Here is a 26,528-nt window from a genome sequence, read left to right as displayed (position 1 = left end):
GTGGGTTGTCAGTCTCGGAAAAGAGTGAAGGGAGCCTCCTTGCGGAGACTCCCTTGATTTTGTGAGGAATCAGGCTAGCCGATTTAGTTCTGGAACTTCCTTCTGAAGCCGAGGAGTCCGAGGAGTCCGAGGCCCAGGATCAGGAAGGTGCTCGGTTCCGGGGTCGCGATGACCGCGGGGTCGGCGATGTCGAGCAGCCAGGGGATCAGCGGGTTGGCGTTGGCGCTGATGTCGGCTTCGCCGAAGAGGGCCACGTCGTAGTCAAAGAGGCTTTCGGTCGGGTCGTTGATCAGGGCGTTGCCCCAGGGAGCCGGACCGTAGGACTGGAAGCCGTACAGGTTGGTTCCGAAGCCTTCAGGAGCGAGCTGGGTATACCAGTAGCTGTCACCGGGAGTCAGAGCCATGGTTGCCCATTCTTCGCCGTTGGTGTGGGTGGCGATACTGGTGGCCAGATCGGGAGAGTTCACGTCTCCGGTAAGGTCGCTGAAGAGCTTCATTACGGAATAGCCGGCCAGTTCATCGGCGCTGAAGATGCTGCCCATGATGCTGCCGAGGCCCGCGTCGTTCCAGGTTACTGCGCCGTCGGTGACGGTGTAGTAATTGTACGTATCATTGGTGGCCTGAAGCGAGTTGAGGGTCAGCAGGCCATCAACATACTGTGCCGAAGCGGCGAAGAAGCCGGTCAGTTCCGAACCCATGGGCTGGGTGACGACGCTGCCGGTTTCGGTCTTGATGTTGCCTGCCTGCAGCACGCCGTAGATGACGTCGCCGTCAACCAGCGGATCCGTGATGGTTTCAGCGGTACGGCCGTAAACGTTTTCAAAGCCGTCGAAGCTGATGTAGTTGTAGCCGCCGGTAAGGATGGGGGCTGCGGCCGCAAGGCTGGCCGTAAAGGCCAAGGTGACGACTGCCAGGGTAAGGGTCTTGATGATTCTCATGACATTCCTCCAAAAAAAGTTGCAAGTTGCTCTTGTGTAAGCAACCGGTGTGCCAAAGTTGTTTGTTGTTTGTTTTCGATGGTTTAAAAGCTGAGGGCCGGTGCACTTTCGGGCTGTTTGTAAACTTGCCCGACAGAATGTTCGGAAGCTCTTGACACTACCAGAAACGCCAGTCTCCGGTTCCGAGTACGTATGCCGCAAGCGCGCCGTTCGTGATCGCGTGGCAAAGGATGGTCTGGGCCAGACTGCCGGTGCGCATGTATATGAAGGTGAACACAAGACCGGCCAGTATCCCGGCCAGCCAGAGGTTGTGCTCCAGCCCGAAGAGGACGGAGGTCGCGACCACGGCGACCATGGTGATCGCCCCGGGGCGGACCTTCGGGAAATCCCTGTTTACGAGATAGCGGGCAAGGAAAGAGCGCCAGAAGAGTTCTTCCATGACGGGAACCACCAGCACCGCACCCGCGACACGGGCAGTCAGCATCAGGACCATTGCCGTGCCGGTGGTTCCGGGATCGTACGGGGTGAGTTCGCCCTGTATGGCAAATGCCCAGTCCATATTCACCCACGCGCCGCAAAGCAGGACGCCGACTGCGATGGTGACCGGGGTCACCCGTGCGTCGGCGAGTTCATTCCAGCGGATTTCGGTGTAGTGTTTTCTGAAAAACCAGAGGAGCAGCCCGGTCAGCCCGGCCCGGAGTGGATAGAACGTATCGAAAAAGTCAGGTGCGAGCGTCTCTTCGGGAAGAAAAGCGGCCAGTTCTGCCAGGGCAATGAAGGCCATGTAAACGGCGAAAGGGATGATTCGTACTGCTGCGGGAGACATGATGCGTCCTTGAGCTTGCTCGTTAGCGGTTCTTGGCTGACTGTCCCGTTTTGATGAAGACGTCCCCGGTGAGGCCGGTGATGAGTTCTCTGTCCTCGTCCATGGAAACGATCACTTCCAGCACTTCGGTATCCGCCTTGTCGCCGGGCGTATCCAGCGGAAGCTTCTTCTTGCCGGTCATCCTGCCGAGGCGCACGACGCTTCCTGCGAAACGCCTCTTGCCGAAGGCGTCCGAGACGAAGAAGGCTGGCTGGCCGAGCTTCACCCCGGCCGCGAATTTCTCGTCCACCTCGGCGCGGATGTTGTATTCCGTGGTGTCGCCGACGGTGAGTACGGGACTTTCGAAGAATATGGAGACGTTTTCCCCGGCGCGGCGATGTGTTCGCAGCACCACGCCGTCTATGGGGGAGCGGAGCAGGGTCTTTTCGAGGTTCGCTTCGCGTTCCCGGGCCTGCATTCTGGCCGCGTCGAATTCGGCGTAGGCCGAGGCGATGTCTTCCTTTCGGGATTGGTCCTTGGCGATGAGGTGGCGCTGAACCGCCTCTTCATACTGTTTCTGGGCGACCCGGAAATCCTTGGTGGCCCGGTCCACCTCTTCCTTGGCGATGAGATTTTTTTCCAACAGCTCCCTTCTGCGCTGCATCTCGACTCGGGCATTCTGCATCACCAGCCGTGCGCGCTCCACCGCGGCCCACGCTTCGCTTTTTTCTTCCTTTCGTGCGCCTGCGACCAGCTTCTCGTAGGTGGCCCTGCGTGCTTCCTGAATGGCGCGGGCCGAAGCGAGCTGTGCTTGATAATCCTCGTTGCGCAGGGTGGCCAGAATCTGCCCCTTTCGCACCGGGTCTCCTTCCTTCACGGAGACGGAATCGATGAGACCGCTGATTTCAAAGGCGAGGGCGCGTTCCTCGGAAACTGGCTCTACCCGTCCGTAAGCGGCTATCCATGGTGAGGATTCTTCAAGGGGCGGCACGGACTCAAAGGCCTCGGTGGAGTTGTCCACCTCCGGCAGCAGTCGTGCCAGCCAGCCCGGTGCCTGATAATGGACGGCAACGGCCAGACCTGCCGTGAGTGCGAGCAGAAGAAGCAGTACTCTCATGTTTTCCTCGACTTTCGGATGTTGTTCATTTCCCTCGGCGGCAGGAGCAGGCCGTCCTCGATGGTGATGATGCGGTCGGCGAACTCGAAGGTGCGCTGGTCGTGCGTGACCACCACCACGGAGCGGGTGCCGTCGTCGGCGAGGGAGGACATGAGGTCCATGACCAGCCTGCCGTTTTCGGAATCAAGCGCTGCGGTGGGTTCATCTGCGAGGATGACCTTTGGCGATCCCGCCAGTGCGCGGGCGATGGCCAGCCGCTGTTTCTGGCCGCCGCTGAGCGTTTCGGGATAAACGTGCGCCTTTTCGGCCATGCCTACGTTTTCCAGCGCTGACATGGCTGTCTCGGCGGAGTCCTTCCTGTTCATGCCCCGCAGGTCGAGGGCCACCATGACGTTCTCGATGACCGAAAGGGTCGGGAAGAGGTTGTACTCCTGAAAGACGAACCCGAGGTTGTCGAGCCGCACTTTGGCGAGGCTGCCTGTGGAAAGGCCGGTGACCGACTGACCGGCTACCACCACATCGCCGTCGGTGGGGCTGAGAATGCAGCCCATGATGGAAAGAAGGGTGGTTTTGCCGCTACCTGAAGGTCCCATGAGCAGCAGCACTTCGCCCTGCTTCACTTCCAGATCCACGCCGCGCAGAGCGTATTCCTGCGAAGGCGGTTCTCCGTATCGTTTGGTCACTCCGGTGAGCGATATGGCGGTGCGTGGCTGTTGCATCTCATCGTCCCTTGAACACGAGCGCCGGATCGAGGGTCATGACCTTCCGGATCGAAATGAGCGAGGAGCTGACGCACATGACCAGCGTCAGGAAGAACATGCCGACGGCCACCTCGAACGGAATGATGATCGCCATGGCCGCGAACTGGCTGATGCTTGCGGCGAGGTAGGAGATGGCGATGCCGAATCCGTAGCCGAGGATGGCGCTCAGGGTGGCCTGTGTGATGAGGATGAAATAAATGTACGAGTTGGGTGCGCCCATTGCCTTGAGTGTGGCAAACTCGCCGATGTGGTCGAGCGTGGTGGCGTAAAGCGTCTGGGCCACAATGACCGTCCCAACCACCAGTCCGAGAAAAGCGGCCAGCAGGATGCTTGTCCCGGCGCCGGTGTTGAGCATCCAGTACTCGCGCGTCTTGTCGCTGAATTCCGTGGTGGTGTAGGAGTCCACGCCGTTCACGTTGCGGGCGATGGAGTCGCGCAACTGGCCGGGAGTGATGCCGTTTTCCGCTTTGGCGAGAATATAGGTGAGTTCATCGGGCCGCAGATGCGAAAACTGTAGCGCCGTCTTGTATGATGCAAAGACGAACGGAGAGGTGGTGAAGGAGCGGATGCCGCGTGTGAAGGCCACGACGCGGGCCTTTCTGCTGTTGATCTCCACGCTCTCCCCCTGTTTCTTGATGCCGAGCTTCTCCATGTACAGCTGGTCGGCCACCACGGCGTCCCTGAGGTCCAGCATGGCGGGGTTGCCCTTCACGAATCCCCAGGGACCGCCCATCTTTTTGTCCGGCTCGAAGCCGATGATTTCGATTGACTCCTGTCCGCCGTCCGGCTTTTTCCAGTCGGCGAACTGGATGATGAATTTGGAGGCCTTCTCCACCCCGGGGGCGGAGAGGACCTGATAATACTTTTCTTTGGTCAGCGGCAGGGCGATGTCGAAGTTCTTGACGCCGGGTGAGGTGACCCAGACGTCGGCTCCGGAGTGGTCGATGACCGCTGATATGGTGTGTGTGAATCCTATGAAAAGCCCTATCTGAATGGTGATGAGCACCACGGCGAACACCACCCCCGTCAAGGTCACGGCGAGCCGGACCTTGTCGTGGAGCAGGTTCTGTCGTGCTATCGTGACGATCATGAGGCAACAGGCTGGGGTGTTTGAGACATGTACCACTGCGAGGCGTAGGCGAGTCCCTGATCGACCGATGTGCTCGGACAGTAGCCGAGAAGCTCACATGCCTTGCTCACATCCGCCACGGAATGGCGGATGTCTCCGGGACGGAACTGACGATAGACGGGTTCCATTGAAGCGACCTCCGGTTTGCGGCGGGCCACGATGTCCCGGATGTGTCCGAAGAGCTGATTGAGCGAAGTCTTCTCGCCGAGGGCCACGTTGAAGACCTGCCCCTTTGCTGCGGGATTTTCCGTAATCGCCGCAAGGATGTTGGCCTGAACGGTGTTGGCTATGTAGCAGAAGTCGCGTGTGGTTTCGCCGTCGCCATATATTTCCGGGCATCGGCCTTCAAGGATGGTGGCGAACCAGCGGGGTATCACCGCCGCGTAGGCGCCGTTGGGGTCCTGCCTCGGGCCGAACACGTTAAAATAACGTAGGCCGATGCACGGAAATCCGTAGCAAGTGTTGAAGACCTCGGCGTAAAGTTCGTTCACGTATTTGGTCACCGCGTAAGGGGAGAGCGGCACGCCGACCATGTCCTCCTTTTTCGGAAGACCGGGCAGATCCCCGTACGTCGAGCTGGACGCGGCATAGACGAAATTGCGCACGTTGGCATTCCGTGCCGCCAACAGCATGTTCAGAAATCCCGAAATGTTGTTGTCGTTGCTGAAGGCCGGGTCGTCCAGAGACCACGGCACGCTTCCGATGGCCGCCTGATGCAGGACGTAATCGCTGCCCGAAACGCATCGCGTGCAGTCGCCGGGGTTGCGGATATCACCGTGAATGAAACTGAAACGTTGCCATTGTCCGGGTTTTACGGACTTGCGCACCTCTTCAAGGTTGTGCTGATAACCTGTTGAAAAGTTGTCCATTCCCACCACGAACTGATCGAGTCTGAGCAGGGTTTCCACCAGGTGTGATCCGATGAAACCGGCGGCTCCGGTGACCGTCCAGCGGCGGGGTTTGAGTCTCAGGGCTTCAAACATCCCGTCTGCAAGGGTTTTCTTCATTACTCCCTCTCCATCACTATCCAGAGGTTTTCTTGTTTCGAAAACTTACTGAGCAAAAAATGTGACAGCGGGTTTTGTGATTTCCAACGTGCTGTTTTTGATAGCAAAAAAAACGCAATTCCCGACTGTGGTCGTATGGATATGCGCATTTGGCTTTTCCGAAGGGAAACAGCTCCCTCGCTGTCCGACTTTGCCGGACAAACAAGGGTTCAAAGGTCGATCTACAGATAGTTGATAGGTTGTAACTGTCTGTTAGGTATCAGCTAAATTGCCTGAAAAGTGCTTGGCATGTTTCTGGCTATTTGTGGGCAGGTTGCAGGACGATTGTCGATGCCGTCGGACGGAATACGGCATCCGAACTCCTCAATTACAAGAACCCGGAGGGTCGTTTTGAGATTCCTTTTTGCGATATTCCTTTTCGCCGCGCTTCTTGCCCCTGTGGCCGGTTGCGGCAGCAGTGTCGATGAGATGATGAACGAGGGTACGCAGTACCTTGCCGAAGGAAATCATCAGGGGGCCATCGTCATATTCAAGACCGTGCTCGAAAAGGCTCCGGAAAAGATGGATGCCCGATACGGGCTCGGTCGTGCCTACCTCATGGCGGGCAAGCTGAATCACGCAGAAAAGAGCTTCGAAAAATATCTTCGTCAGAATCCGTACGACAAGCGCGTCAATCTGGAGCTGGGACGCATTGCCCTTGCACGGGGTAATTATCAGGAAGCTTCGGTATTGTTGGATAAATACTGTTCGGAGAATCCGGACAGCGCAAAAGGTCAGGAATATCTGGCGGCAGCCTATTCCGGTTTGGGCCGTCATGAGCAGGCCCTTGAGCGGCTTGAAAAAGTGGTTCGGCTGGATCCGGAACGCGATACGGCCCGCGTGGCGCTGGTTCGCACCTATGCCGAGCTTGGCATGAAAAAGGAACTGGATGACGCACTGACTCAACTGCTTGCCAAGTGGCCCGACCATCAGCAGGGTCTTTATCTGCTCGGAGCCCGCCAGGCCGCTGAGGGCGACCGGGAGGCGTATTACGCGACCTACGAACGTCTGAGCAAGGCGCACTCCGATGATCCCGTGGCCCGTTACATCATGGGCAAGAACTACATCGAACAGAAGCGCTACGATGACGCCGAACGCGTCGCCGAGTCTCTGAATGCGGATTTCCCCAACTCCCCGGAGGGCGATAAGCTCACCGGTCTTATTCAATTCACCCGCAAGGACTACGGCGTGGCTATTCAGTCTTTCCAGAAGGCGCTGACCAAGCGGCCCGAGCTGGAAACCTTGTTCTTCCTCGGGCTGAGTTCCTACGGCAAGGGCGATCTGGAAACCGCCATCACGCATTTTCGAAACGTCGCTGACCGTTCGCCCAAGTTCGTTCGTGCGCGGGAGATGATCAGTGCCATTCTTCTTCAGCAGCGGCGTGTGGATGAAGCCATGGCCGAGGCCGAAAAGGTGCTGGAGACTGATTCGCAGAACGTAGCCGCAAGAATGACTCTCGGTGACGCTCATATGCTGCGTGGCGAGCGCGAGCAGGCTTTGAAGATGTATTCGTCGGTGAAAAGCAGCCGCCCGGAGGTCACGGGCGCTTATATGAAATTAGGTGCGCTGCAATATTCTCTCGGCGAATTGACCGAAACCGAAAACACGCTGCGCGAAGCCATAACTTCGGCTTCGGACAGCTTCCGCCCCCGCGTGATCCTTGCCTCATTCTACCTGAGAAACGGCGACAGGAATCTTGCGGAGCAGACCCTGACCGAAGGGTTGACCGGCGGGCCTGAAGATGTGGCCATTTACAATCTGCTCGCACGCATCGCTCTTTCCGCCAAAGAGATGGATCGAGCGGAGGAACTGCTTGCCAAGGCCAAGTCGGTCGATCCGAGCAACCCCTCCCCTTATCTCATGCGGGCCGGCCTTCAACTGGCGATGAAGCAGCCCGAAGAGGCGCTTGCGGAATATGACGCACTTCTGGAACAGCGTCCGGAGTTTCTGCGGGGCCTGCTCGGAAAGGCAGCCGTGCTGGAATTGATGGATCGCCCCGAAGCGGTTGAAGCCTGCTTCGAAAAGGGTCTGCAGACCGGTGAGCCTGAAGCTTACGCCGGGTATGCATCCTACAGAATTCGCCAGCAGCGTCCTGAAGATGCCTTGAAGCTCGTCAGTGACGGTCTTGAGACCCACCGCGGTCATCAAGGGCTGGAAGCCATGCGGGCCGAAGTGCTCCTGAGCATGAAGCGGTATGATGACGTGCTTGAAATCTGTCGCGAAAAGGAACGCCACAGCCCCGGTTCATCCCTCGGTCTTCAGACCAGAGCCCTCATGATGAAGGGCGACTTCGAGAAGGCGCTCGTGGCTGCCAGGCAGATTACGGATTTCCAGCCGAAGAATCCGGGCGGCTACCTCACGCTTTACAATATTCACCGACAGCTCAAACAGGACGAAGAAGCCGTCATGGCGCTGGAGCGCGGCCTTGATCTCTGCGGCCCCACTCCGCAACTCTTCCTGACGCTGGGGCGGCATTTTGCAGCCAGCGATCCTCGCAAGGCTCTGAATTACCTCGATGCGGCAATCAAGCGCGACGACAAGTTCTATCAGGCCTATTCGGCGCAGGGCAGCATCTATCAGTCCATGGGACGCACGGATGAAGCCGTGGAGCGCTACAACAGGGCGCTGGAACTCTCGGATCGCTATGTCCCGGCTCTGAACAACCTGGCTACGATTTATGTCGAGAACCCCGAAACCGCGGTCGAAGCCTTGCGTCTGGCCTATACGGCCTACGTCAACTCACCGTCCAATCTCGCGGTAATGGATACCCTCGGCTACACGCTGGCCAAGAACGGCAAGGCCGAAGAAGCGGTGAAGGTGCTGGAGAAGGCCCGTGAGCTGGATGGCGCCAACGGGGCGGTGCTCTACCACCTCGGGTACGCTTACAGGGCGCTGGGCAATGTGGAACAGGCCAGGCTCGCGCTTGGCGGAGCACTGGAAAGTCCTGATGCGGACAGCGCCAACAGGGCCCGCAAGCTGCTTGACGAAATTAACGGTGGATAAACCGAGGAGATATCATGGTAACCTATGCCTCCATACGCGTTTTCAAGTCATTCGTGATTCTGGCCCTTGTTCTTGGTTTCATGCCGCTCGCGGCATTCAGGGACATGCCGGACATGCTTGTCCTGTTTGAAACAAGAGGCATGGATCTTGCCGCTCTGGCAGGCATCATCATCCTGTCGTCCGTTGCGGCGGAGCTTATCATCAAGGGTGCTCGCCGTCGGGGCAAGGACGGCTTCAACGGCTTGCTCCTTAGCCTTATCATCGCCACGAACGCGGCGTTCCTTATCCACTGGCAGGTGGGCATGTTCACGAAGCTTGAAGAAGTGGTTCTTCAAATCCTGTGCTTCTTCGGAGCCACAAGCGCCCTGTGGATAGTGGCCTCGCAAAACGTCATGCGTTTTCCGGGCATGGTGAGGCGGGTGGTCATCGTTGGAAACGGGGCCATGGCAGAAGACATGATGCAGCTCGTCAAGTCCTCCAACGGACGATATGAGCTTCGCGACTACATCGAATGCCGTCCCGGACAGTTCAGCGATAGCGATCAGGATCCGGACAATCCGGTGACCATGGATATCCTCAACCGGGCCAAGAAGCTCAAGGCGCACAAGATCGTGGTGTCCCTGTCCGAACGCAGGGGAGCCTTCCCGTTGCAGGAAGTCCTCAGCTGCAAACTCAGCGGCATGGAAGTGCTGGATGCGCCCGGTTTCTACGAGCAGGTCAACCGCAAGCTGATGCTCGAAAACATCACACCAAGCTGGTTCATCTTCGCCCAGGGCTTCAGGATCACCGGGCTTCGCCGGGTCGTGAAGCGGGTGCTCGACATCGTCCTGAGCCTTTTCGGGCTGATGCTGGTGGGACCCTTCCTGCCGATCGTGGCCTTGTTCATTAAGCTCGATTCGCGCGGACCCGCGCTGTTCAAGCAGGTCCGTGTGGGACGCGCCGACCGCGAATTCCTTATCTACAAGTTCAGGACCATGCGTTGCGACGCGGAAAAGGATTGCGGCGCGGTCTGGTCAGACAAGAACGACAGCCGCATAACCCGACTCGGAAACTTCCTGCGCAAGACGCGCATCGACGAGTTGCCACAGCTGTTCAATGTACTCACGGGTGAAATGAGCCTCGTGGGGCCGAGGCCCGAGCGTCCTGAATTCGTTAGGGATCTCAAGAAGATAATTCCGTATTACTCGGAAAGGCATTTCGTCAAGCCGGGCATCACCGGCTGGGCACAGGTCCGCTACCCGTATGGTTCCTCGGTGGAGGATTCCATCGAGAAGCTGCGCTACGACCTTTACTACATCAAGAACTACACGCTCCTGCTGGATTTTAGGATCATGTTCGCCACCGTGGCGGTCATGGCCCGCAAAATGGGGCGCTAGCGGACAGGATCGACGACCATGGGGTCGGGAGAACGAGAACTTCAAAAAGTCGGGGGACTGTCGTGAAGAGTTTCATCTATGCCTTTTGTCTGGTTCTGGCGCTTGCCGCGCCCTGTTTTGCTTCGGATTACACCATAGGCGAGGGCGATGCCCTTTCCATTCAGGTATGGGGAGAGGACGAACTCCAGACCCAGACCGTGGTCCGTCCGGACGGAAAAATCTCCATGCCCGGCATCGAGGACGTGCACGCGGCGGGGCTTACCGTGCAGCAGCTCAAGAAGAAGCTCTACACCGAGCTTTCCGATCTGGTGCGCGAGCCGCTGGTCAACATTTCCCTGCTCAACAGCGCAAGCAGCAAGGTCTACATCGTGGGCGGCGGCGTCGAGTCGCGCGTGTTCGACCTGACCCAGCGTACCACGCTGTTGCATCTGCTTGCCTCGCTGGGGTCGCTGGCAGCGGCCGATCTTCACGAGGCGTACGTCTACAGGGACGGCGAGAAGGTCATGCAGGATTTCCACGCTCTCTTCACCAAGGGAGACTTCGAGAGTGACATCAAGCTTGAACCCGGCGATACCGTGTTCATCCCCCTCAAGGAAAACATGAATGTCTTCGTGCTCGGTGCCGTGGCACAGCCCAAGGCCATCTTCTGTCGCGAAGGGTTCACGGTACTCGACGCTCTGCTGGAAGCGGGGAGTTTCAACAAGTACGCCAACGAAGACACCTTCACCATCGTGCGCAAGAACGGTGATGAGCGTGAACGCATCGAAGTGGATGCGAACAAGCTCATCAAAAAGGGAGATCTTTCCGAAAACGTGCTGCTGCAGCCCGGCGATTACATCATCGTCCGCGAAAGCTTCTTCTAGCCCCGGGCACGATATGAATACGCAACAGCAAAACCATACCGCCGACCAGGGTGGCTTCGACATCATGCGCTACCTGCGCCTGATTCTGGAGCGCAGGGGACTGTTCCTGAGCGTGGCACTTCTGGTGATGCTCGGCGCCGTGGTGGTCAGCTACGTCATGCCGAAGCGATATACCGCCAAGAGCCTCGTATTCATAGAACAAAACGTCATTCAGGATCTGGTGAAGGGCATTGCCATCACCCCGTCCATGGATATGAAGATCAAGGCCATCAAGGTGACCATGCTCAGCCGCTCCATGCTGCTCAAGGTCATCAAGGAGCTCGATCTGGATGTTCAACTGCGTTCCGGCGCTGACTGGGACAACCTCATCCGCACCCTTAACAGCAAGCTCGACATCCGGCTGGATGAAAAGAAGGGCGTCTTCGACATCTCCTATACCGACCAGGACCCCGTGCTGGCCCGCGACGTAGTCAATACGCTCACCCGGCTCTACATCGAGGAAAAAACCTCGGAGAAGCGCAAGGAATCCTACGAAGCCACGCAGTTTCTGGCTGAACAGATCGCCACCTTCAAGGACCGAATTGAGGAAATCGAGCAGGAAATCGACGAGTTCAAGAGCAAATCCGGACTGATGCTCGCCACGAACGAAAGTTCCATCCGAGCAAACATCGACCGCGCGGAGCAGCAGCTTGAAGGTATCCAGATTCGCTTGGACGAACTGAATACTGCCCGCAGCATGATCGTCAGCAACACGCCTTCGCGCACCAAGCTGATCAATCAGCAGGCCACGCTGCAAACGCTTCTTACGAGCTACACCGAGCAGCATCCAAGGGTCATCCGGATGCGCAAGTCGATAGAAGCCACCAAGAGGCAGATTCGTGAGAACGGCGACATGGAGCGTCAGCAGATATACCGTTCGGGGGACTATCAGGGCATCAAGGTACAGCTGAAGTCGCTTGAGACCAAGCGGGACAATCTGGAAGACGAAATTCGCAAAAACCGTGAGCTGTTGCGACAGATTCCCGCCCTGAAGACTCAGCTGGCCGAACTGGAACGGCGCAGGCAGAACGAGGTCATCATCTACGAAAAGCTGGTCTCGCGTTATGGTCAGTCGGAAGTCTCCAAGGAGATGGAGCTTCAGGACAAGTCGGTATCGTTCAAGGTGCTCGACCCGGCCGTGGTGCCGTCCATCCCAACGAGTCCCAACCGGCCGCTCATCATGGCCGGTGGCATGGCTGGCGGCCTTGGGCTGGCCCTTGCGCTGATCGTCCTGCTGGATCTCATCAATCCTTCCATCAAGACGGTGGATGACCTTCGCGGGCTGGGGCTCCCGGTTTTCGCCGTGGTCCCCAAGGTTCGCGATCCGGAAGAGGATCACAGGCGTCGCATGAAGAATATCCGGCTGTACCTTGTTTCAGGGCTGCTCTTTTCAGTGACGCTTTTCTTCCTTGTGGTGGAATTGCTGCACCTTCCGCTTGTGGACAACACGCTTGAGAAAATCAGGGCCATGCTGGCCTGAGAAGGAACGGTTTCATGAGTCGTATAGAACGCGCCCTCAGGGCCGCCACGGAAATGCGCGGGGAAGAGCCTCGCCGCCGCGTGGAAACACGCGGCTACATGCACCGCACCCCGCAGCCGCCACAGGAAGTTCTGGAGCGCATTGCCGGACAGCACATGCTCGTTTCGGTGAATGATCCGCAATGCCCGGCAGCGGAAGAGTTTCGCAAGTTGAAGCAGAATCTGGTCCGCGTGACCAAACGCGACGGTTTCCAGAACACCATCCTCGTGACCAGCGGCACATCGGGCGAAGGGAAGAGCGTTACGGCGACCAATCTCGCCATCAGCCTCGCGCAGGAGTTCGATCACACAGTGCTGCTTGTTGACGGCGACCTCAGACGGCCCACCTGCCAGACCCTGCTGGGCATCGAGCCGGAATTCGGGCTGACCGAATGCCTTACAGACGGACGCGATGTGAGTGAGGCGTTGATCAAGACCGGGCTGGGCAAACTGACGTTTCTGCCAGCGGGCAAGGCCATGCAAAGTCCTGGAGAACTTTTGGCCTCGCGCCGGATGAAGCAGATCCTCACCGAAATGAAGAATCGGTATTCCGATCGGTACATCATCGTGGATTCTCCGCCGGTTCTGCCGTTTGCGGAGACGAGAAGCCTCGCACGAATCGTGGACGGCGTGGTGCTCGTGGTCAAGGAAGGGCAGGTCACACAGTATGAAGTGCGCGACACGGTTGAGGCGCTCGGCGGTTCCAATATCCTCGGCGCGGTCTACAATCAGGCCGCCATGGGTGTCGGGATGGGGTACGCAGGGTATTCTCCCTACAAATATTACTATGCCGACTGAGCGCATCGAGGTGTGACTTGTACGAATCATTCTTCGATCTGAATTCGCGGCCCTTCGATCTGCTGCCGAACCCGGACTATCTCTACATGAGCGATACGCACGGGAAGGCCCTTTCGTATCTCAAGTACGGCATACAGGGACGGATAGGGTTCATTCTGCTCACCGGTGAAGTCGGCGCGGGCAAGACGACGCTCATCAGGCAGCTGATAAAGAGCCACCTGGAGCGGGTCACGCTGGCCAAGGTCTTCAACACGCGGGTGGACTCGCGACAGTTGCTCGCCATGATCAACGACGACTTCGGACTTGAAACCGAAGGGCGCGGAAAAATCGAACTTGTGCGGGATTTGAACGAGTTTCTCATCGACGAATACGCGCGTGGCAATCAGGCGGTGCTGATCATCGACGAAGCGCAGAACCTGTCGCTGGAGCTGCTGGAAGAGGTTCGGATGCTTTCCAACCTCGAAACCGACGGCGGAAAGCTCTTGCAGATAATTCTGGTCGGCCAGCCGGAGCTTCGCAAAACCCTTGGAAGTCCCGCTCTGCTTCAGCTCAGGCAGCGGATTCAGGTGGCCTGCCATCTGACGCCCCTGAAGAAGAACGAACTCAGGGAGTACGTTCTTTCAAGGCTGGAACGGGCGGGAAACCGTGATGCGCTGAGATTCGAGAAAGGGGTGTTCGAGGAAGTCTACCAGAACACGCACGGAATCCCGAGGCTTGTGAATATCCTTTGCGACTACATCCTCATGGACGCGTGCGCCAACGGCAAGCGGGAGACAACCCGTCAGGACGTTGTTGAAATCGTGGAGGATCTGGACTTCGAGCAGCAGTACTGGTGCGGCGACAGCTCCGCGGCCCCGCAACAATGTTCCAAGTCATACCCGTCGGTCCGCAAGGCCGCAACGAGCCGCAACAGGCAGGCCGAGCGAGTTCTGCGTAATATCAAGGATATGGAGTCGCGCATCAACGTGCTGGAAAAGGAGCTGGAAAAGGGCGGTCAGGCATCGGTCCTCGACATGATGGACCGGCTTGAAAGGCTGGAAAACAGCCTCATGGCGCTCGGTGGCAGGGTGGATCACGCGCTTTCCATGAGCGGGGATATCGGCCTCGGACGGCCGGTGCAGGCACCACCTTCCGCCGGACCGGTTCGCGGTGAAGCGAGACTGAGGCCGAGCAAGCGTAGAAGCTGGATCAGCCGCTTTCTGCTGGGGGACGGATAAGACATGAAGACTCATGTTTCATCTTGCATACTTAAAGGTAATTGTGTACCAATGGTCCAATTTCCAAGTAATTGCGACCATCCTTCATCATGGACAGGATATTGTCATGCAGCGTTTGAAAATCGGGAAAACCGGACTCAGGGTCCTTGCGATCGCAGTGCTGCTGCCCGTTCTGTCCTCTCTTCCGGCCTTGGCGGCCGACTTTACCATCAAGCCGAGATTCACGGCTGCCACGGAATACAACGACAACGTCAACGAGACCAGGAACGGCAAGGGCGATTATCTCGTCATTGCCAAGCCCGGAGTGACTGCCGCGTACGATCACGCCAGAGTGAAGTACGACCTGTCCTACGACTTCGAGTACAAGGACTACACGCAGAACAACCGGGACGACGAGCAGAACCACTACCTGAACACCAATCTGAACGTGGAAGCGCTCAAAGACCTGTTCTACGTGGACGTGAGCGACGTTTACACCAAGAAGTTCACGGACGCGACGCGCGGAGAGGTCTCGGAGAACGATACCAGCGTCGATACGGTGGATTCCAATACCTTCACGCTCAATCCCTATTTCCGGTTCCCCCTTCAGGACCGCACGCAGACCACCTTCGGAGCGAAGTACGAAGACCTCTGGTACTCCGGCGAAGACAGCATCGACAAGCAGATTTACTCCCTCTACTGGGACGTGGAGCACGAGCTGACCAAGCGTTGGAGCATGTCCAGTTCGGTCCAGTACGAGAATCACGAGCCGCGCGACTCCACCGTCGACGGAGGCTTTGAACGATATCTGGCAGCGCTGGGCGCCAAGTTCGTCTACGCGGAAGGCTCGGAGATCGATTTCCGGATCGGCCCCGCTTACACGAACTTCAAGGATACCAGCGAAAGTTCGACCCTTCAGTTCCCGTGGCACTTCAACCTGACGCACGCCATGGATCAGGGGTGGACCGCAAAACTCAATTCGTCCTTCGAGTACCGTGAGGACCCGAATACGGCGGATACCAGGGCCATGCAGGATTATTCCGCAAGCGTGGTCAAGGAATACGACAGAGGCAGCTTCAACGTCGCTCTTGCCTACAACGTGTATGAAAGCACGAACGAGACCACGGGCGACACGAGCAAATGGGTACCTTCAGCAGGAGGCGAGCATGAACTGACCGAAAGGCTCCGCTTGACCTACGACGCATCGCTCGAATTGGAGAATTCTCCGAATACGAGTTCCAGATGGCTCGTGGCAAACGGCCTTTACTACAGTTTGACGGAACGCGCCTCCGCCGGCCTGACCTACCGGTTCAAGAGCTATGACACCACTGGCTCCTCCAGTGACTACATCTCGAACACGGTGGGACTGGAGTTCACATGGAGCTACTGATGATTCCGAAAAACTGCAAAAGGGAGGGCATGCTCGAACAGAAATAGTACATGACCACATATCCGCACAGGTTCAGCAACCGCTTTGATGCAACCGCGCCCGGCACATGCTGCCGGTTGGTTCAAAGCCATGCCGACAGGCCCCGCTCTTCGAGCAGCGGATGCCGCGCAACCTTGATCACCTTCGCAGTGCCCGACGCCCCTGATTCTCGCAGGGCGGAAGGCGCTTTTTTCTTGCCTGATTTCCACTGTCAACACGCGTCTTGGCGTACCGCATCACTTTCCGACTCTGTCGGAGCTGATGGGATTGTCGAATCCTTTTCGAACTCGTTCGATACAGTTTCGCATGCCCTCGGCTGTCGCGTCGCTGCTTCATGGGCATGCCCCGCCATTGTCGCGGGACCTTCGCTCAACACCAACACCTACGAGGTGCCCTCATGAACCTGAGAATTCTTGCGGTGGCGGTGCTGATTGGCTGCGCCGGGCTTTTCATCCGTTTTTACAGCGACGTGGCGACTCCGCTCAACCGGCCGTTCTCGGAGTTTCCGGCGGCAGTGGACCAGTGGCGGGCTGTCAGAGACTGGCGGTTTTCCGATAGAACCCTCGAAGTCCTGCAACCCAGTGACTATCTGGCCCGAAAATACGCTGGGCCGGAAGGCAAGGCGGTGGAGCTGTACATCGGCTATCATGATGGCGGTCCCGAGGCCGGTGCCATTCATTCGCCCAAAAACTGTCTCCCAGGCAGCGGCTGGTATCTTGAATCCGAAAAGCAGCGCCGCATTCCTGTTCAGGGACGCGAGCTTGAAGTCGTCAGCGCGGTCTACCGTCGGGGCGAAAAGCGGACCGTTTTCTATTACTGGTTCCAGGTCTGCGGACGTCCCGTGACCAACGAATATGCCCTGAAGATGGGTGAAATCCTCGGATCGGTCACCAGCCGCAGGCGCGACACGGCCTTTGTGCGAATCTCAGCGGACGGCCGGGGGGAAGTGGCCGAGTCCGCCGTGACCCGATTTGTTTCGGACTTTTACCCGACCATTCAGTCGTTTCTGCCGAGTTAGGGCTCGCGGAGGAGGGGGAGAACATGGATATGATCATACAGGCACTGGCCATTGCCATGGCGCTGCTGTATCCGCTTTATAGGCTTGTGGGCAGGGATAGTGGCCGCTCCCGCATCGCGCTCTTCGTGGCGCTGTGGACCGTGGCGGCGCTGAATGTCTTCGACCTGCTGGCGCTGGAGTTCCCGCGGGATTTCCTTCAGTACCGACGCTACGCCCATGTGGCGGAAGGTCTTCTCTGTCCGGCGTGGATACTCTTCAGTCTGAGCTATTATCGTCGCTTCTCACCCGGCGACGTAACCATAACCCAGCGGATCATACTGGCACTGTCCTTCATCCCCTGCGTCATGGCGCTGCTCTTTCCCACCCGGAGTTTTTTCTATTCGCCGGACTTCGCTCTGGACAACATGCTCTTCCTGGAGCCGGTGGCCTTTTTCTTCTACCTGCAGATAATGCTCTTTCTTGCGGTGGCCTTATTCAACCTTGAAGCTACCGTCACCAACGCGCCCCACGGTGCGAAGTGGAAGATCAAGTTTGCCATGGTCGGCAGCGGAACCATCGTGGCCGCCCATATCCTGTACTTCAGCCAAAGTCTGCTTTTCAGGGCCGTGGACATGAGCTTCGGCACCGCCCGCTCCCTTGGCGTGGTGATCGGCGTGCTGATGATCGCTTATTCCGAACTCAGCCGGGGCTTCGACGAGCGTATCGTCATCTCCCGGCGACTGGCCTATCGCTCCTTCGTCGTACTCTTCTGTGCCATCTTCCTGCTGGGCATCGGTCTGCTGGGTGAGGGGATGAAGATGTTCGGAGATGAGTTCAACACTTATGCGTTCTTCGTGGTCGCCTTCTTCGCCTGCGTTGGGCTGGTGGTGCTCTCGCTCTCGGAAAACCTGCGCCGCAAGGTCCGCCTGACGATCCAGCGCAACTTCTACGGCGAGAAGTACGACTACCGCATCGAGTGGAAAAAGTTCACCGATCGCGTCACCTCGTCCCGCAGCCGGGATGAACTGTATCGCAACATTCTTACTGTCTACTGCGAGACCTTCGGGGTCGTCGGGGCCAGCGTCTTCATGCAGGGGCGGCACAACACCGACTTCATCCCGCTGCATTTTCATGAAATGGATGAGTCTGAGTTCTCCATACCCCAAGAGTCGGAGCTTATCTGGCTGCTCAAAGGCAAAAAGCAGATCATCGACATGCGGGCCGGAAAATACTCGTTCAACGAGGAAACCGACGCGTTTCTGCAAAGTCGTGAAGTCCGTTTCATACTGCCGCTTTTTACCGGCTCCGGTCTGCTCGGCTTGATTCTGCTGGGACCGCCCATCAATCCCGTGGAGGTCTACGACGAAGAGGACCGGGAGCTTATGGAGTCCATCGCCCGTCAGTCCGCCGCAGTGATCATGAATCTTCGGCTCGGCGATGAGCTGGCCGAGGCCAGAGACATGGAGGGCTTCGGCAAAGTCGCGGCCTTCGTGCTGCACGACCTGAAGAATCAGGTCTATCCGCTCTCGCTTCTCGTGGAGAATGCTCGCGAGTACATCAACGAGCCGGAATTCCAGAAAGATATGTTGGACTCGCTTTCCAACATCGTGGGCCGTATGAATGTGCTCATCGCCCAACTCACCAATATCCCCGGCAAGGGCGAACTCAAGCTCAAGCCTGTGGATCTCATGGAGCTTGCCCGTGAAACCGCCAAGCTGATCCCCGATGCCAAAATCGAATTTGAAGGTGGCGGCGCCAAGGCGCGGGTGGACAGCGAGGAGATCCGCAAGGTCACCCTCAACCTGTTCATGAACGCCATGGAGGCGGGCGGGGGCAAACCGTTCAAGGTCATTGTGGAAGAGGACGAGGACGGTCCGAGGCTCAAGGTGGTGGATTTCGGCGGCGGAATCGATCCTCAGCTGCTCAAGGACGGTCTGTTTCTTCCCTTCCGCACCACCAAGCGAAAGGGCATGGGCATCGGCCTGTACCAGAGCAAGCAGATCGTGGAAGCGCACGGTGGTGCCATTCTCGCCACCAGCGTCGAGGGCGAGGGAGCGACCTTCAGCGTCAACTTCCCCGGCATTCCCGTGGCGGAGTAACCGGGCGATTTATACAAGGGTACGGAACTCATGCAGAAGTTACTCATCATTGACGACAACGACGAGGTTCGCCGCCAGCTCAAGTGGGGCCTTTCAAAGGGCGGCTATGAGCTGACCTTTGCACGCGACGGCGTGGAAGGGCTGAATATGTTCAAAAAACAGGAGCCTTCCGTGGTCACGCTGGATCTTGGCCTTCCGCCGCACGAAAACGGCGTGGAGGAAGGACTTCGCTGCCTCGGCGAAATGCTGCGCATCAATCCGCTGTCCAAGATCATCGTCATCACCGGCAACGAGGAGCACGGCGCGGCGCTCAAGGCTGTGCAGGGCGGGGCCTATGACTATTACAAGAAGCCCATCGACCTGAATGAGCTCAAGATCATCATTGATCGCGCCATGTACCTGCAAACGCTGGAGCAGGAGAATCAGGACCTTCGCGACTCCTCGGTAGCGGACTGCGGCATAGTGGGCGAGTGCGGCACCATGCAAGAGGTCTTCACACTTATCGATCGCGTTGCGGCCTCGGATGTTCCGGTGCTCATCACCGGCGAATCCGGCACCGGCAAGGAGCTGGTGGCCCGTGCAATCCATGCCAAGGGGCCGCGCGCCGACAAAGACATGGTCTGCATCAACTGCGGCGCCATTCCCGAAAACCTGTTGGAGTCGGAACTCTTCGGACACGAGAAGGGGGCCTTCACCGGGGCCAACCGCACGGTCAAGGGCAAGGTGGAATATGCGGAAAAGGGCACCCTGTTTCTTGATGAGATCGGGGAGATGCCCATGTCGCTTCAGGTCAAGCTGCTCCGGTTCCTGCAGGAGATGGTCATCACCCGCGTGGGCGGCCGGCGCGACATCGAAGTGGACGTGCGTATTATCGCGGCCACCAACGTGGATATTCAGGAGGCCATGCAGAACGGCACGTTCCGGGAGGATCTGTTCTACCGGATCGGCGTGGTCAACATCGTGCTTCCGCCGCTTCGCGACCGGGGGGCGGACATCGCGCTTTTGGCGAACTATTTCCTTAAACGCGTAAGCGCGGGAGCCGGAAGCCGTGGCAAGGCGTTCAGTCCGGAAGCCCTGGAATACATCAACGGTTACGACTGGCCCGGGAACATCCGAGAGCTGGAAAACCGCGTCAAACGTGCCGTCATCATGGCCACCGGGCCGCAGATTGAACCCGATGACCTCGGCATCAACGGCGGCGATGTGCTTCGCCAACGGCTGCACGCCAACGACCTGTCGCTCAAGGAAGCCAGAATGCTTCTGGAGCGCGACATGGTAGAGGATGCGCTCAAGCGGGAATCCGGCAACATCGTCAAGGCCGCCGCCTCCATTGGCGTCAGCCGACCCACTTTCTATGACCTGATGAAGAAACACGGCGTCCGAAACGCCTGATGAACGCATGGGAGCGGCAATATGTGCGGTATCGCGAGTTTTCTGAGTTGCGGCGACTGGGCCGAGGTGACCGGTCTCGACTGGCTGGCGGAGATAGCGAAAGATTTTGAAGAATGCCGGGAGCGCGACCCGCTGGAGGCCGCGCAGCCGCTTGAGCGGTTGGCTGAATCGTTCGATCAGCTCATGACGTTTGAGTTGCACATGGGGATCATGTCCGATGGGGATGTCCTTGAGCATGCCCGCTCCCTGCGCGACAGCCTTGCCCTGCTGGCCGGGACTGCCGCTGTCGCTCTTGAACAGGGACCGCGCACCGACGATCTTGAGGCGCTGCATGAAAAGCTGCGCGATTACCATTGGCAGCTGGACATGGAAGTGCTCGGCAATGTGGAGCGCACCGCCGCCATCATGCCGCCGGACATCGCGGCAAATCCGTCATATCGCGACAGGCACTATCTGGCGTGGAGCACGGAACTTGTTCTTGAAGCTTTGGACCGGCTGGAAGTTCGAGGTCGCGACTCGGCGGGCATCGCCATCGCCTTTACGCTTCCTGCTGGCATCGACCCGATGGACGCGCTGGGTGATATGCAGCGTGAACAGGCAAAACGCCGTGCAGGCATCGGAAACGCCGATACCGGACAGATTCTGTTGCGCGACCTTGATGACGGCCGCACCGTGTGCCGGTTCCTTTACAAGGTGGCTCAGCTTGTGGGGCAACTCGGCGACAACGGCGCAGCGCTTCGCAAGGCCCTCCGTCACGACGAGCTTTTCTGGAAAATGTCCGCCGGGCTTGAAAGCGTCAACATCATTGCCCACACCCGCTGGGCGTCCAACGGCATCATCTCGGTACCCAACTGCCATCCGGTGGACGGGCTGGTGGAAGGGGGTGTGTCCACCGGACTGGAAAAAACCATGTTCGTGCTCAACGGTGATGTGGACAACTATCACACGTTGGTGGAGGAGACCGTGGTCTCGCGCGGGGCCTGCATCCCCAAGGTGATCTCCACGGACGCAAAGATTCTTCCGGTGCTGTTCCATCTGGACGCTCCCGAGAAAGGTGATGCGGAGCAGCGTTTCCGCAGCGTGCTCAAGCGTTGCGAAGGCTCACTTGCCGTGGTCATGCAGAACATGAGCGACTTCGACAGCCAGTTTCTGGCCCAGAAGGGGAGCGGCCAGAGTTTTTACATCGGCAAGGTGCGTGACGGCTGGCTGGTGGCCTCGGAGGCATACGGATTGGCCGCAAGAAGCCGCAGTTCGTATCCGCTTGCCGTACATCGCGAGGGCGGAGTCTCCGTCATCTTGCGGAACGACGCCCCGCCGGATGCAGTGCCACACGCCCGCTCCCTCGGAAATGGCGAGCAGGTCCCGCTGGCGGAAGAGCCAATCGAAATATTCTCCCGCGATATTTTCCGCGGCGAATTCGAACATTACATTGAAAAGGAGGTCCACGAGGCTTCGCAGTCCGTGCGCAATACACTGAATGGAAAGTACGTCGTGCGCTCGGATCAGGTGGAGTTTTTGCCGGACGGGTTCGTGAACGGTCCTGAATTGGTCTGGCACATGACCGGTGACGGGAGCCTTGGGCGCATCATCTGTGTGGGGCAGGGCACGGCGGCGGTGGCGGCCATGGCCGTGGCAGAGCTCATGCGCCGAGCGCTGGACGGCAGCGGCATCTCGGTGGAAAGCTATACCGGCTCGGAACTCATAGGCTTCATGGGTGACAGGCCCATGAACGACGTGTTGCTGATACCCGTTTCCCAGTCCGGGACCACCACGGACACCAACCGGGTGGTGGATCTGTGCCGCGACAGGGGCGCGTGGGTGAGCTGCATCGTGAACCGCCGCAACTCGCCGCTGGTCAAGAAGTCCGATTCCTGCGTGTATACGTCCAATGGTCGGGATGTGGAGATGGCGGTGGCCTCCACCAAGGCCTTCTATTCGCAGGTGGCGGCTGGCAAGCTGCTCTCGCTGCTTTTTGCTGACTTGCTCGGCACCATGGGCAAGGCTGATATCCTTCAGGAAATTCGTGCGCTGGAGGCGCTTCCCGATGCCATCGACGAGGTGCTCCGAGGCAAGGATGCCATCGAGGATGTCGCGCGGACATTCGCTCCCGTGTACCGCTACTGGGCGCTCGTGGGCAACGGCGGCAATCGCATCGCGGCGCAGGAAGTGCGGATCAAGCTCTCCGAACTCTGTTACAAGTCGATCCCCTGCGATGTGACCGAGGACAAGAAGCACATCGATCTTTCCACCGAGCCGCTGACGCTGGTTATGGCCAGCGATTTGCCGGAGATGGTGGTCATGGATACGGTGAAGGAGACCGCCATCTTCAAGGCGCACAACGGCAGGCCAGTGGTGTTCTGCGCCCGGGATGAAACACGGTTCGACCGCGTGGCCGAGGCCATCATCAAAGTCCCGCGCGTGGGAGGCGGACTGGATTTCCTTCTTGAAACCGTGGCCGGACACTGGTGGGGCATCGCCGCAGCCAAGGCTATCGACGAGCAGGCGGCACCGTTCCGCGCGGCCAGAGCCATGGTGGGCGGCATGATCGCCGACGCCGGGCGCTGGGACCGCACCGCGCTGTTGACCCAGCTCAACGCCTGCAACGAGCGCATCGCCTCAAAGGCAACGGATTCGGCCCTTCCTGCCCATGTGGGAGCCGCACTCGCAAACTACATGCTCTGGCTCATGACTCAGCCTGCCGGAGTCTGCGTCGCCGAGGCCAGACTTGATGACGCGCTTGTGGTTCTCAACAAGGCCATTGAGGAGATGACCCGTCCCATCGACACCATCAGGCATCAGGCAAAGACGGTCACGGTGGGCATCAGCCGCCCGCAGGTGCTTCCGACCGCGCCTGCCGGATGCAACTGATGCGGTTACGACGAACCATGCAAAGGAGGCGGTGATACATGGAAGTTCTGGCCATATTTTTTCTGGCGATGCTGGCTTATGCCGTTGTCGGCTATCCGCTTCTTCAGCTCGCCCTGGGGAAGCTTCGGCCTGCAGGCGTGGAAACAGATGACGAGCCTCGCCCGCTTTCCGTGATTATCTGCGTCCGCGACGAGGAAAGGCAGATAAGCAAACGACTGGATAACCTTGTATCCATGGATTATCCCCGTGAGCTTGTGCAGACCATCGTGGTTTCCGACGGGTCCGTGGATGCGACCGACGAAATCGTGCGTTCACGTGCCGGTGACGGGGTCGAGCTGGTGCGGCTGCCCGTGCCCTCGGGCAAGGCGGTAGCGCTCAATGCCGGTGTGGCGGTCGCAAAGCACGATCTGCTGCTGTTCGGCGACGCGCGTCAGTCCTTTGCGCCGGACGTGGCGCGACGTCTGGTCTCGCATTTTGCCGACTCTCGTGTCGGTGGGGTCTCGGGAAGGCTGGTCATCGCTCCTGATGAGGGCGACGGGGCTGCCGCCGGTGTGGGAGCCTACTGGGATTACGAGGTTCGTCTGCGCACCGCAGAAGCCGCCACCGACTCGGCCATGGGCGCGACCGGGGCAATCTATGCGCTCCGGCGCGAATGTTTCCGAACCGTGCCGGAGGGAACGATTCTCGACGACCTGCTCGTCCCCATGCGCGCGGTGATGGACGGATACAGAGTCCTCTACGATCCGGACGCCGTTGCCGTGGATCGTAAACCGGTGCACGACAGGGGAGAGCTTGCCCGCAAGGTCCGCACTCTGTATGGCAACCTTCAGCTGATGCGGCTTGCGCCGGAACTGTTTTCGCCACTTCGCAACCGGCTGTGGTTCCGGTTCGTCTCGCACAAGATGCTCAGGCTTTTCCTGCCCCTGTTCTTTGCGGGCAGTCTGATCTTCTGCCTGCTCGCCGGAGGAGTGTTCACCCTCTTTGGCATGATTCAGCTCGCCTGCTGGCTCATGGCCTGTATCGCGTATGCGACTTCCAGCGGCTCGCTTCCGGGAAGGATTCTCTCCGCGCTGCTGTTGCTCAATGCCGCCGTGGTGCTGGCGTGGCACAGATTCCTGAGCGGCAGGGACGATGTCTGGACCGCCGCCTCGTCCAATCAGCAGGCGCCGCCGGGAGCGGAGAAGGCGCGATGAGAATTCTTCAGGTATTGGATTCGCTCAACGTCGGCGGCTCCGAATCTCTTGCGGCAACCCTTGCAGAACGCTTTTCCGCGCGCGGCTACGCTTCCAGAATCTGCGCTCTCGGCAGCGACGGTGCCTTGCGGCAGCGGCTGGACGGCAAGGGCATTCCCGCCATGCACTTCGACGCTTCCAGCGGGATTCGGCCCGGAGCCATGTTCCGGCTTGGGCGGCTCATGCACTACGGCGCGGACGTCGTGGTCACGCATCATTTTCGTCAGCTCGTCCATGCCGTTCCCGGAGCATTCGCCCTGCGCAAAAAGCTGATTCACGTGGAGCATGACTATCATTCCTATGAAGATCGACCGGACGTGATACGTCGGTTCGAGCAGATAGCACCTGCTGTGCATAGTTTTATCTTTGTCTCGGACGAAATTCGCGACTGGTTCGCACGGCGGATGCCGAAAGCCGCCGATCGCTGCATCAGCGTTCCCAACGGCGTTGATACGATTCGTTTCAGACCGAACCAGCGAAATCGTGAGGATGTTCGGGAATTGCTCGGCATTGCTCCCGAGGCTCGCGTCATCGGCACCTGTGCCAGAATGGAGCCGGTCAAGGATCTGAATCTGCTCATTGAGGGCTTCGCCGAGCTTGTGGGAAATGGCAAGGAAGAGGGGCATCCACTGAACCTCGTTCTTCTTGGCGACGGCTCCCGGCGGGAGGCCTTGCAGTCGCGCGCAGAGGAACTCGGCGTGCTGGGCCGCTGTCGTTTTCCCGGCATGGTGCAGGACGTTCACCGCTGGCTGAACGCACTGGATGTCTACGCCATCACCTCCCGCGACGAAGGGCTTCCGCTTTCGGTCATGGAGGCCATGAGCACGGAACTGCCGGTTGTGTCCGTCAATGTCGGCTCCATCGGCGACGTGGTGGATGACGAAGTCGGAACCATGCTGGAAGGGCGTTCGCCGTCAATGCTTGCCGGTGCGCTTGAGGCGCTTCTGCGGAATGAGATGGACCGGAAGAAAAGGGCCGTGGCCGCACGGGCGCGCATCATGCGCGGTCATTCCGTGGAGGCCATGGTCGAAGCCTACCTCGACGCCTTCCATGAGGAATGATCAGTTGCAATGCGCTCCGCAGATGCCGACCTTGTTCCGTACTGAATCCGATGCCTCAAGATGGGCCTGTACCGCTCCGGCCATGATGTCTTCCGGGGCCTTGATGCCGTTGCAGTCCAAACCGCATATTCCGTAGACAGGGTCCACACGCGCACCGAGGCGCAGCTTCTGCAATTCGCGGTTCAACTCGGCAGAAATCCGGTTCGCCACCACCTGCGCGCCGTCGATGTCGCTGTTGGGCAGCAGCAGGGCGTAGCGTTCGTTGTCGAGCTTGGAAAGAATGTCGCTGGTGCGAATGCTCTGCAGGACGGGATTGACCAGTTTGCTGTTGAGGTCCTCGGGGTCTATCCCCACGCGTTGCGAAACGCTGGTCATGCCGTTGAACGAGAATATGACAAGGGCCATGGGAAAGCTGTGACGCTTGCTGCGGTTGTACTCCAGCCGCAGGGAAAACAGCAGAAAACGTTCGTTGAAGACTTTCGAGTTCGGGTCGAAGAGCCGGACTTTCTCGTATTCCTTGCGGCACATGTGCAGGGCCACCAGCGCCGCCGCCAGATATCCCGAAGAGTAAGCCAGCAGCGCAAGCGTGTCCATGCCCATGACCCTTCCGCCGAAGATGGCGGTGATGAGAACCCACCCCAGCGGGTACAGGGCGATCATGAACAAATGCAGCGAACTGCCCAGAATCTTTTCGCGACTCGCAAAGCGGGATCGAAACATTGCTGACCTTCCGTTTTTCATGTGCGGAATAGAAGATACAAGCAAGTTCAACGCCAAGCGTAAGGCCTTGGAAAGTTGGTGGTTTTTGTGTCGATCTGCTAAGGTGCTGTAAGAAAAACCGGCAGTCGTGTCTGAAGGTTC

20 protein-coding genes are annotated in these 26,528 nt (G+C 58.7%); 13 read left to right on the top strand and 7 right to left on the bottom strand.

All coding sequences use genetic code 11. The annotated features are described in order from the left end of the window. Positions 1–83: 83 nt before the first annotated feature. From B149_RS0105145 to B149_RS0105120, 6 genes are all read right to left on the bottom strand, one after another. A complete protein-coding gene (locus B149_RS0105145; protein ID WP_018124103.1) occupies positions 84–938 on the bottom strand; it encodes a PEP-CTERM sorting domain-containing protein in 855 nt (284 codons plus the stop codon). A 157-nt stretch (positions 939–1,095) separates the two neighbouring features. After that, entirely contained in the window at positions 1,096–1,764 is a 669-nt protein-coding gene (locus tag B149_RS0105140; protein WP_018124102.1) for a CAAX prenyl protease-related protein, read from the bottom strand. Between the two features lie 22 nt (positions 1,765–1,786). Then, a complete protein-coding gene (locus B149_RS0105135; RefSeq protein ID WP_018124101.1) occupies positions 1,787–2,860 on the bottom strand; it encodes an HlyD family secretion protein in 1,074 nt (357 codons plus the stop codon). Next, positions 2,857–3,579: an ABC transporter ATP-binding protein gene (locus tag B149_RS0105130; protein ID WP_018124100.1), complete on the bottom strand. Its 723-nt coding sequence runs from the start codon at positions 3,577–3,579 to the stop codon at positions 2,857–2,859. The genes B149_RS0105135 and B149_RS0105130 overlap by 4 nt, the downstream gene beginning before the upstream one ends. A 1-nt stretch (position 3,580) precedes the next feature. Continuing rightward, a complete protein-coding gene (locus B149_RS0105125; protein ID WP_018124099.1) occupies positions 3,581–4,711 on the bottom strand; it encodes an ABC transporter permease in 1,131 nt (376 codons plus the stop codon). Next, a complete protein-coding gene (locus tag B149_RS0105120) occupies positions 4,708–5,757 on the bottom strand; it encodes an SDR family oxidoreductase (protein ID WP_018124098.1) in 1,050 nt (349 codons plus the stop codon). The genes B149_RS0105125 and B149_RS0105120 overlap by 4 nt, the downstream gene beginning before the upstream one ends. A gap of 390 nt (positions 5,758–6,147) precedes the next feature. On the opposite strand from B149_RS0105120, the gene prsT reads away from it, so the two are divergent. The 13 genes from prsT (at position 6,148) to B149_RS0105055 (ending at position 25,667) form a co-directional block, all read left to right on the top strand. Further along, positions 6,148–8,799: an XrtA/PEP-CTERM system TPR-repeat protein PrsT gene (gene prsT / locus B149_RS0105115; RefSeq protein WP_018124097.1), complete on the top strand. Its 2,652-nt coding sequence runs from the start codon at positions 6,148–6,150 to the stop codon at positions 8,797–8,799. Positions 8,800–8,813: 14 nt separating this feature from the next. Next, entirely contained in the window at positions 8,814–10,175 is a 1,362-nt protein-coding gene (locus B149_RS0105110; RefSeq protein ID WP_018124096.1) for a TIGR03013 family XrtA/PEP-CTERM system glycosyltransferase, read from the top strand. Between the two features lie 62 nt (positions 10,176–10,237). Continuing rightward, on the top strand, positions 10,238–11,038 hold the full coding sequence (locus tag B149_RS0105105) for a polysaccharide biosynthesis/export family protein (RefSeq protein WP_018124095.1): 801 nt from the start codon (positions 10,238–10,240) through the stop codon (positions 11,036–11,038). A 13-nt stretch (positions 11,039–11,051) separates the two neighbouring features. Then, on the top strand, positions 11,052–12,557 hold the full coding sequence (locus tag B149_RS0105100; RefSeq protein WP_018124094.1) for an XrtA system polysaccharide chain length determinant: 1,506 nt from the start codon (positions 11,052–11,054) through the stop codon (positions 12,555–12,557). Positions 12,558–12,571: 14 nt separating this feature from the next. Next, on the top strand, positions 12,572–13,393 hold the full coding sequence (locus B149_RS0105095) for an XrtA-associated tyrosine autokinase (protein ID WP_018124093.1): 822 nt from the start codon (positions 12,572–12,574) through the stop codon (positions 13,391–13,393). Between the two features lie 17 nt (positions 13,394–13,410). Further along, positions 13,411–14,610, top strand: a complete 1,200-nt coding sequence (locus B149_RS0105090) for an XrtA/PEP-CTERM system-associated ATPase (RefSeq protein ID WP_018124092.1) — start codon at positions 13,411–13,413, stop codon at positions 14,608–14,610. 106 nt (positions 14,611–14,716) lie between these two features. Further along, positions 14,717–15,979, top strand: coding sequence for a TIGR03016 family PEP-CTERM system-associated outer membrane protein (locus tag B149_RS0105085; RefSeq protein ID WP_018124091.1), 1,263 nt, complete (start codon positions 14,717–14,719; stop codon positions 15,977–15,979). Between the two features lie 436 nt (positions 15,980–16,415). Further along, positions 16,416–17,036, top strand: a complete 621-nt coding sequence (locus tag B149_RS0105080; RefSeq protein ID WP_018124090.1) for an exosortase C-terminal domain/associated protein EpsI — start codon at positions 16,416–16,418, stop codon at positions 17,034–17,036. 23 nt (positions 17,037–17,059) lie between these two features. Then, entirely contained in the window at positions 17,060–19,114 is a 2,055-nt protein-coding gene (gene prsK, locus B149_RS0105075; protein ID WP_018124089.1) for an XrtA/PEP-CTERM system histidine kinase PrsK, read from the top strand. A gap of 30 nt (positions 19,115–19,144) precedes the next feature. After that, entirely contained in the window at positions 19,145–20,506 is a 1,362-nt protein-coding gene (gene prsR / locus B149_RS0105070; protein ID WP_018124088.1) for a PEP-CTERM-box response regulator transcription factor, read from the top strand. A gap of 21 nt (positions 20,507–20,527) precedes the next feature. After that, complete coding sequence (locus B149_RS0105065) at positions 20,528–23,374, top strand: SIS domain-containing protein (protein ID WP_018124087.1); 2,847 nt, start codon at positions 20,528–20,530, stop codon at positions 23,372–23,374. Positions 23,375–23,412: 38 nt separating this feature from the next. Beyond that, positions 23,413–24,567 carry a glycosyltransferase family 2 protein gene (locus B149_RS0105060; protein WP_018124086.1) on the top strand — a complete coding sequence of 385 codons (1,155 nt, stop codon included), beginning with the start codon at positions 23,413–23,415 and terminating at the stop codon, positions 24,565–24,567. After that, positions 24,564–25,667 carry a glycosyltransferase gene (locus B149_RS0105055; protein ID WP_018124085.1) on the top strand — a complete coding sequence of 368 codons (1,104 nt, stop codon included), beginning with the start codon at positions 24,564–24,566 and terminating at the stop codon, positions 25,665–25,667. The genes B149_RS0105060 and B149_RS0105055 overlap by 4 nt, the downstream gene beginning before the upstream one ends. Here B149_RS0105055 and B149_RS0105050 read toward each other — a convergent pair whose 3' ends face one another. Next, complete coding sequence (locus B149_RS0105050) at positions 25,668–26,387, bottom strand: GGDEF domain-containing protein (protein ID WP_018124084.1); 720 nt, start codon at positions 26,385–26,387, stop codon at positions 25,668–25,670. Positions 26,388–26,528: the final 141 nt, after the last annotated feature.

Source organism: Desulfovibrio oxyclinae DSM 11498 (assembly GCF_000375485.1).
Lineage (GTDB): Bacteria > Desulfobacterota > Desulfovibrionia > Desulfovibrionales > Desulfovibrionaceae > Pseudodesulfovibrio > Pseudodesulfovibrio oxyclinae.
The sequence above is the reverse complement of the archived record's forward strand: the minus strand, read 5'-3'. Positions and strand labels throughout refer to the sequence as shown.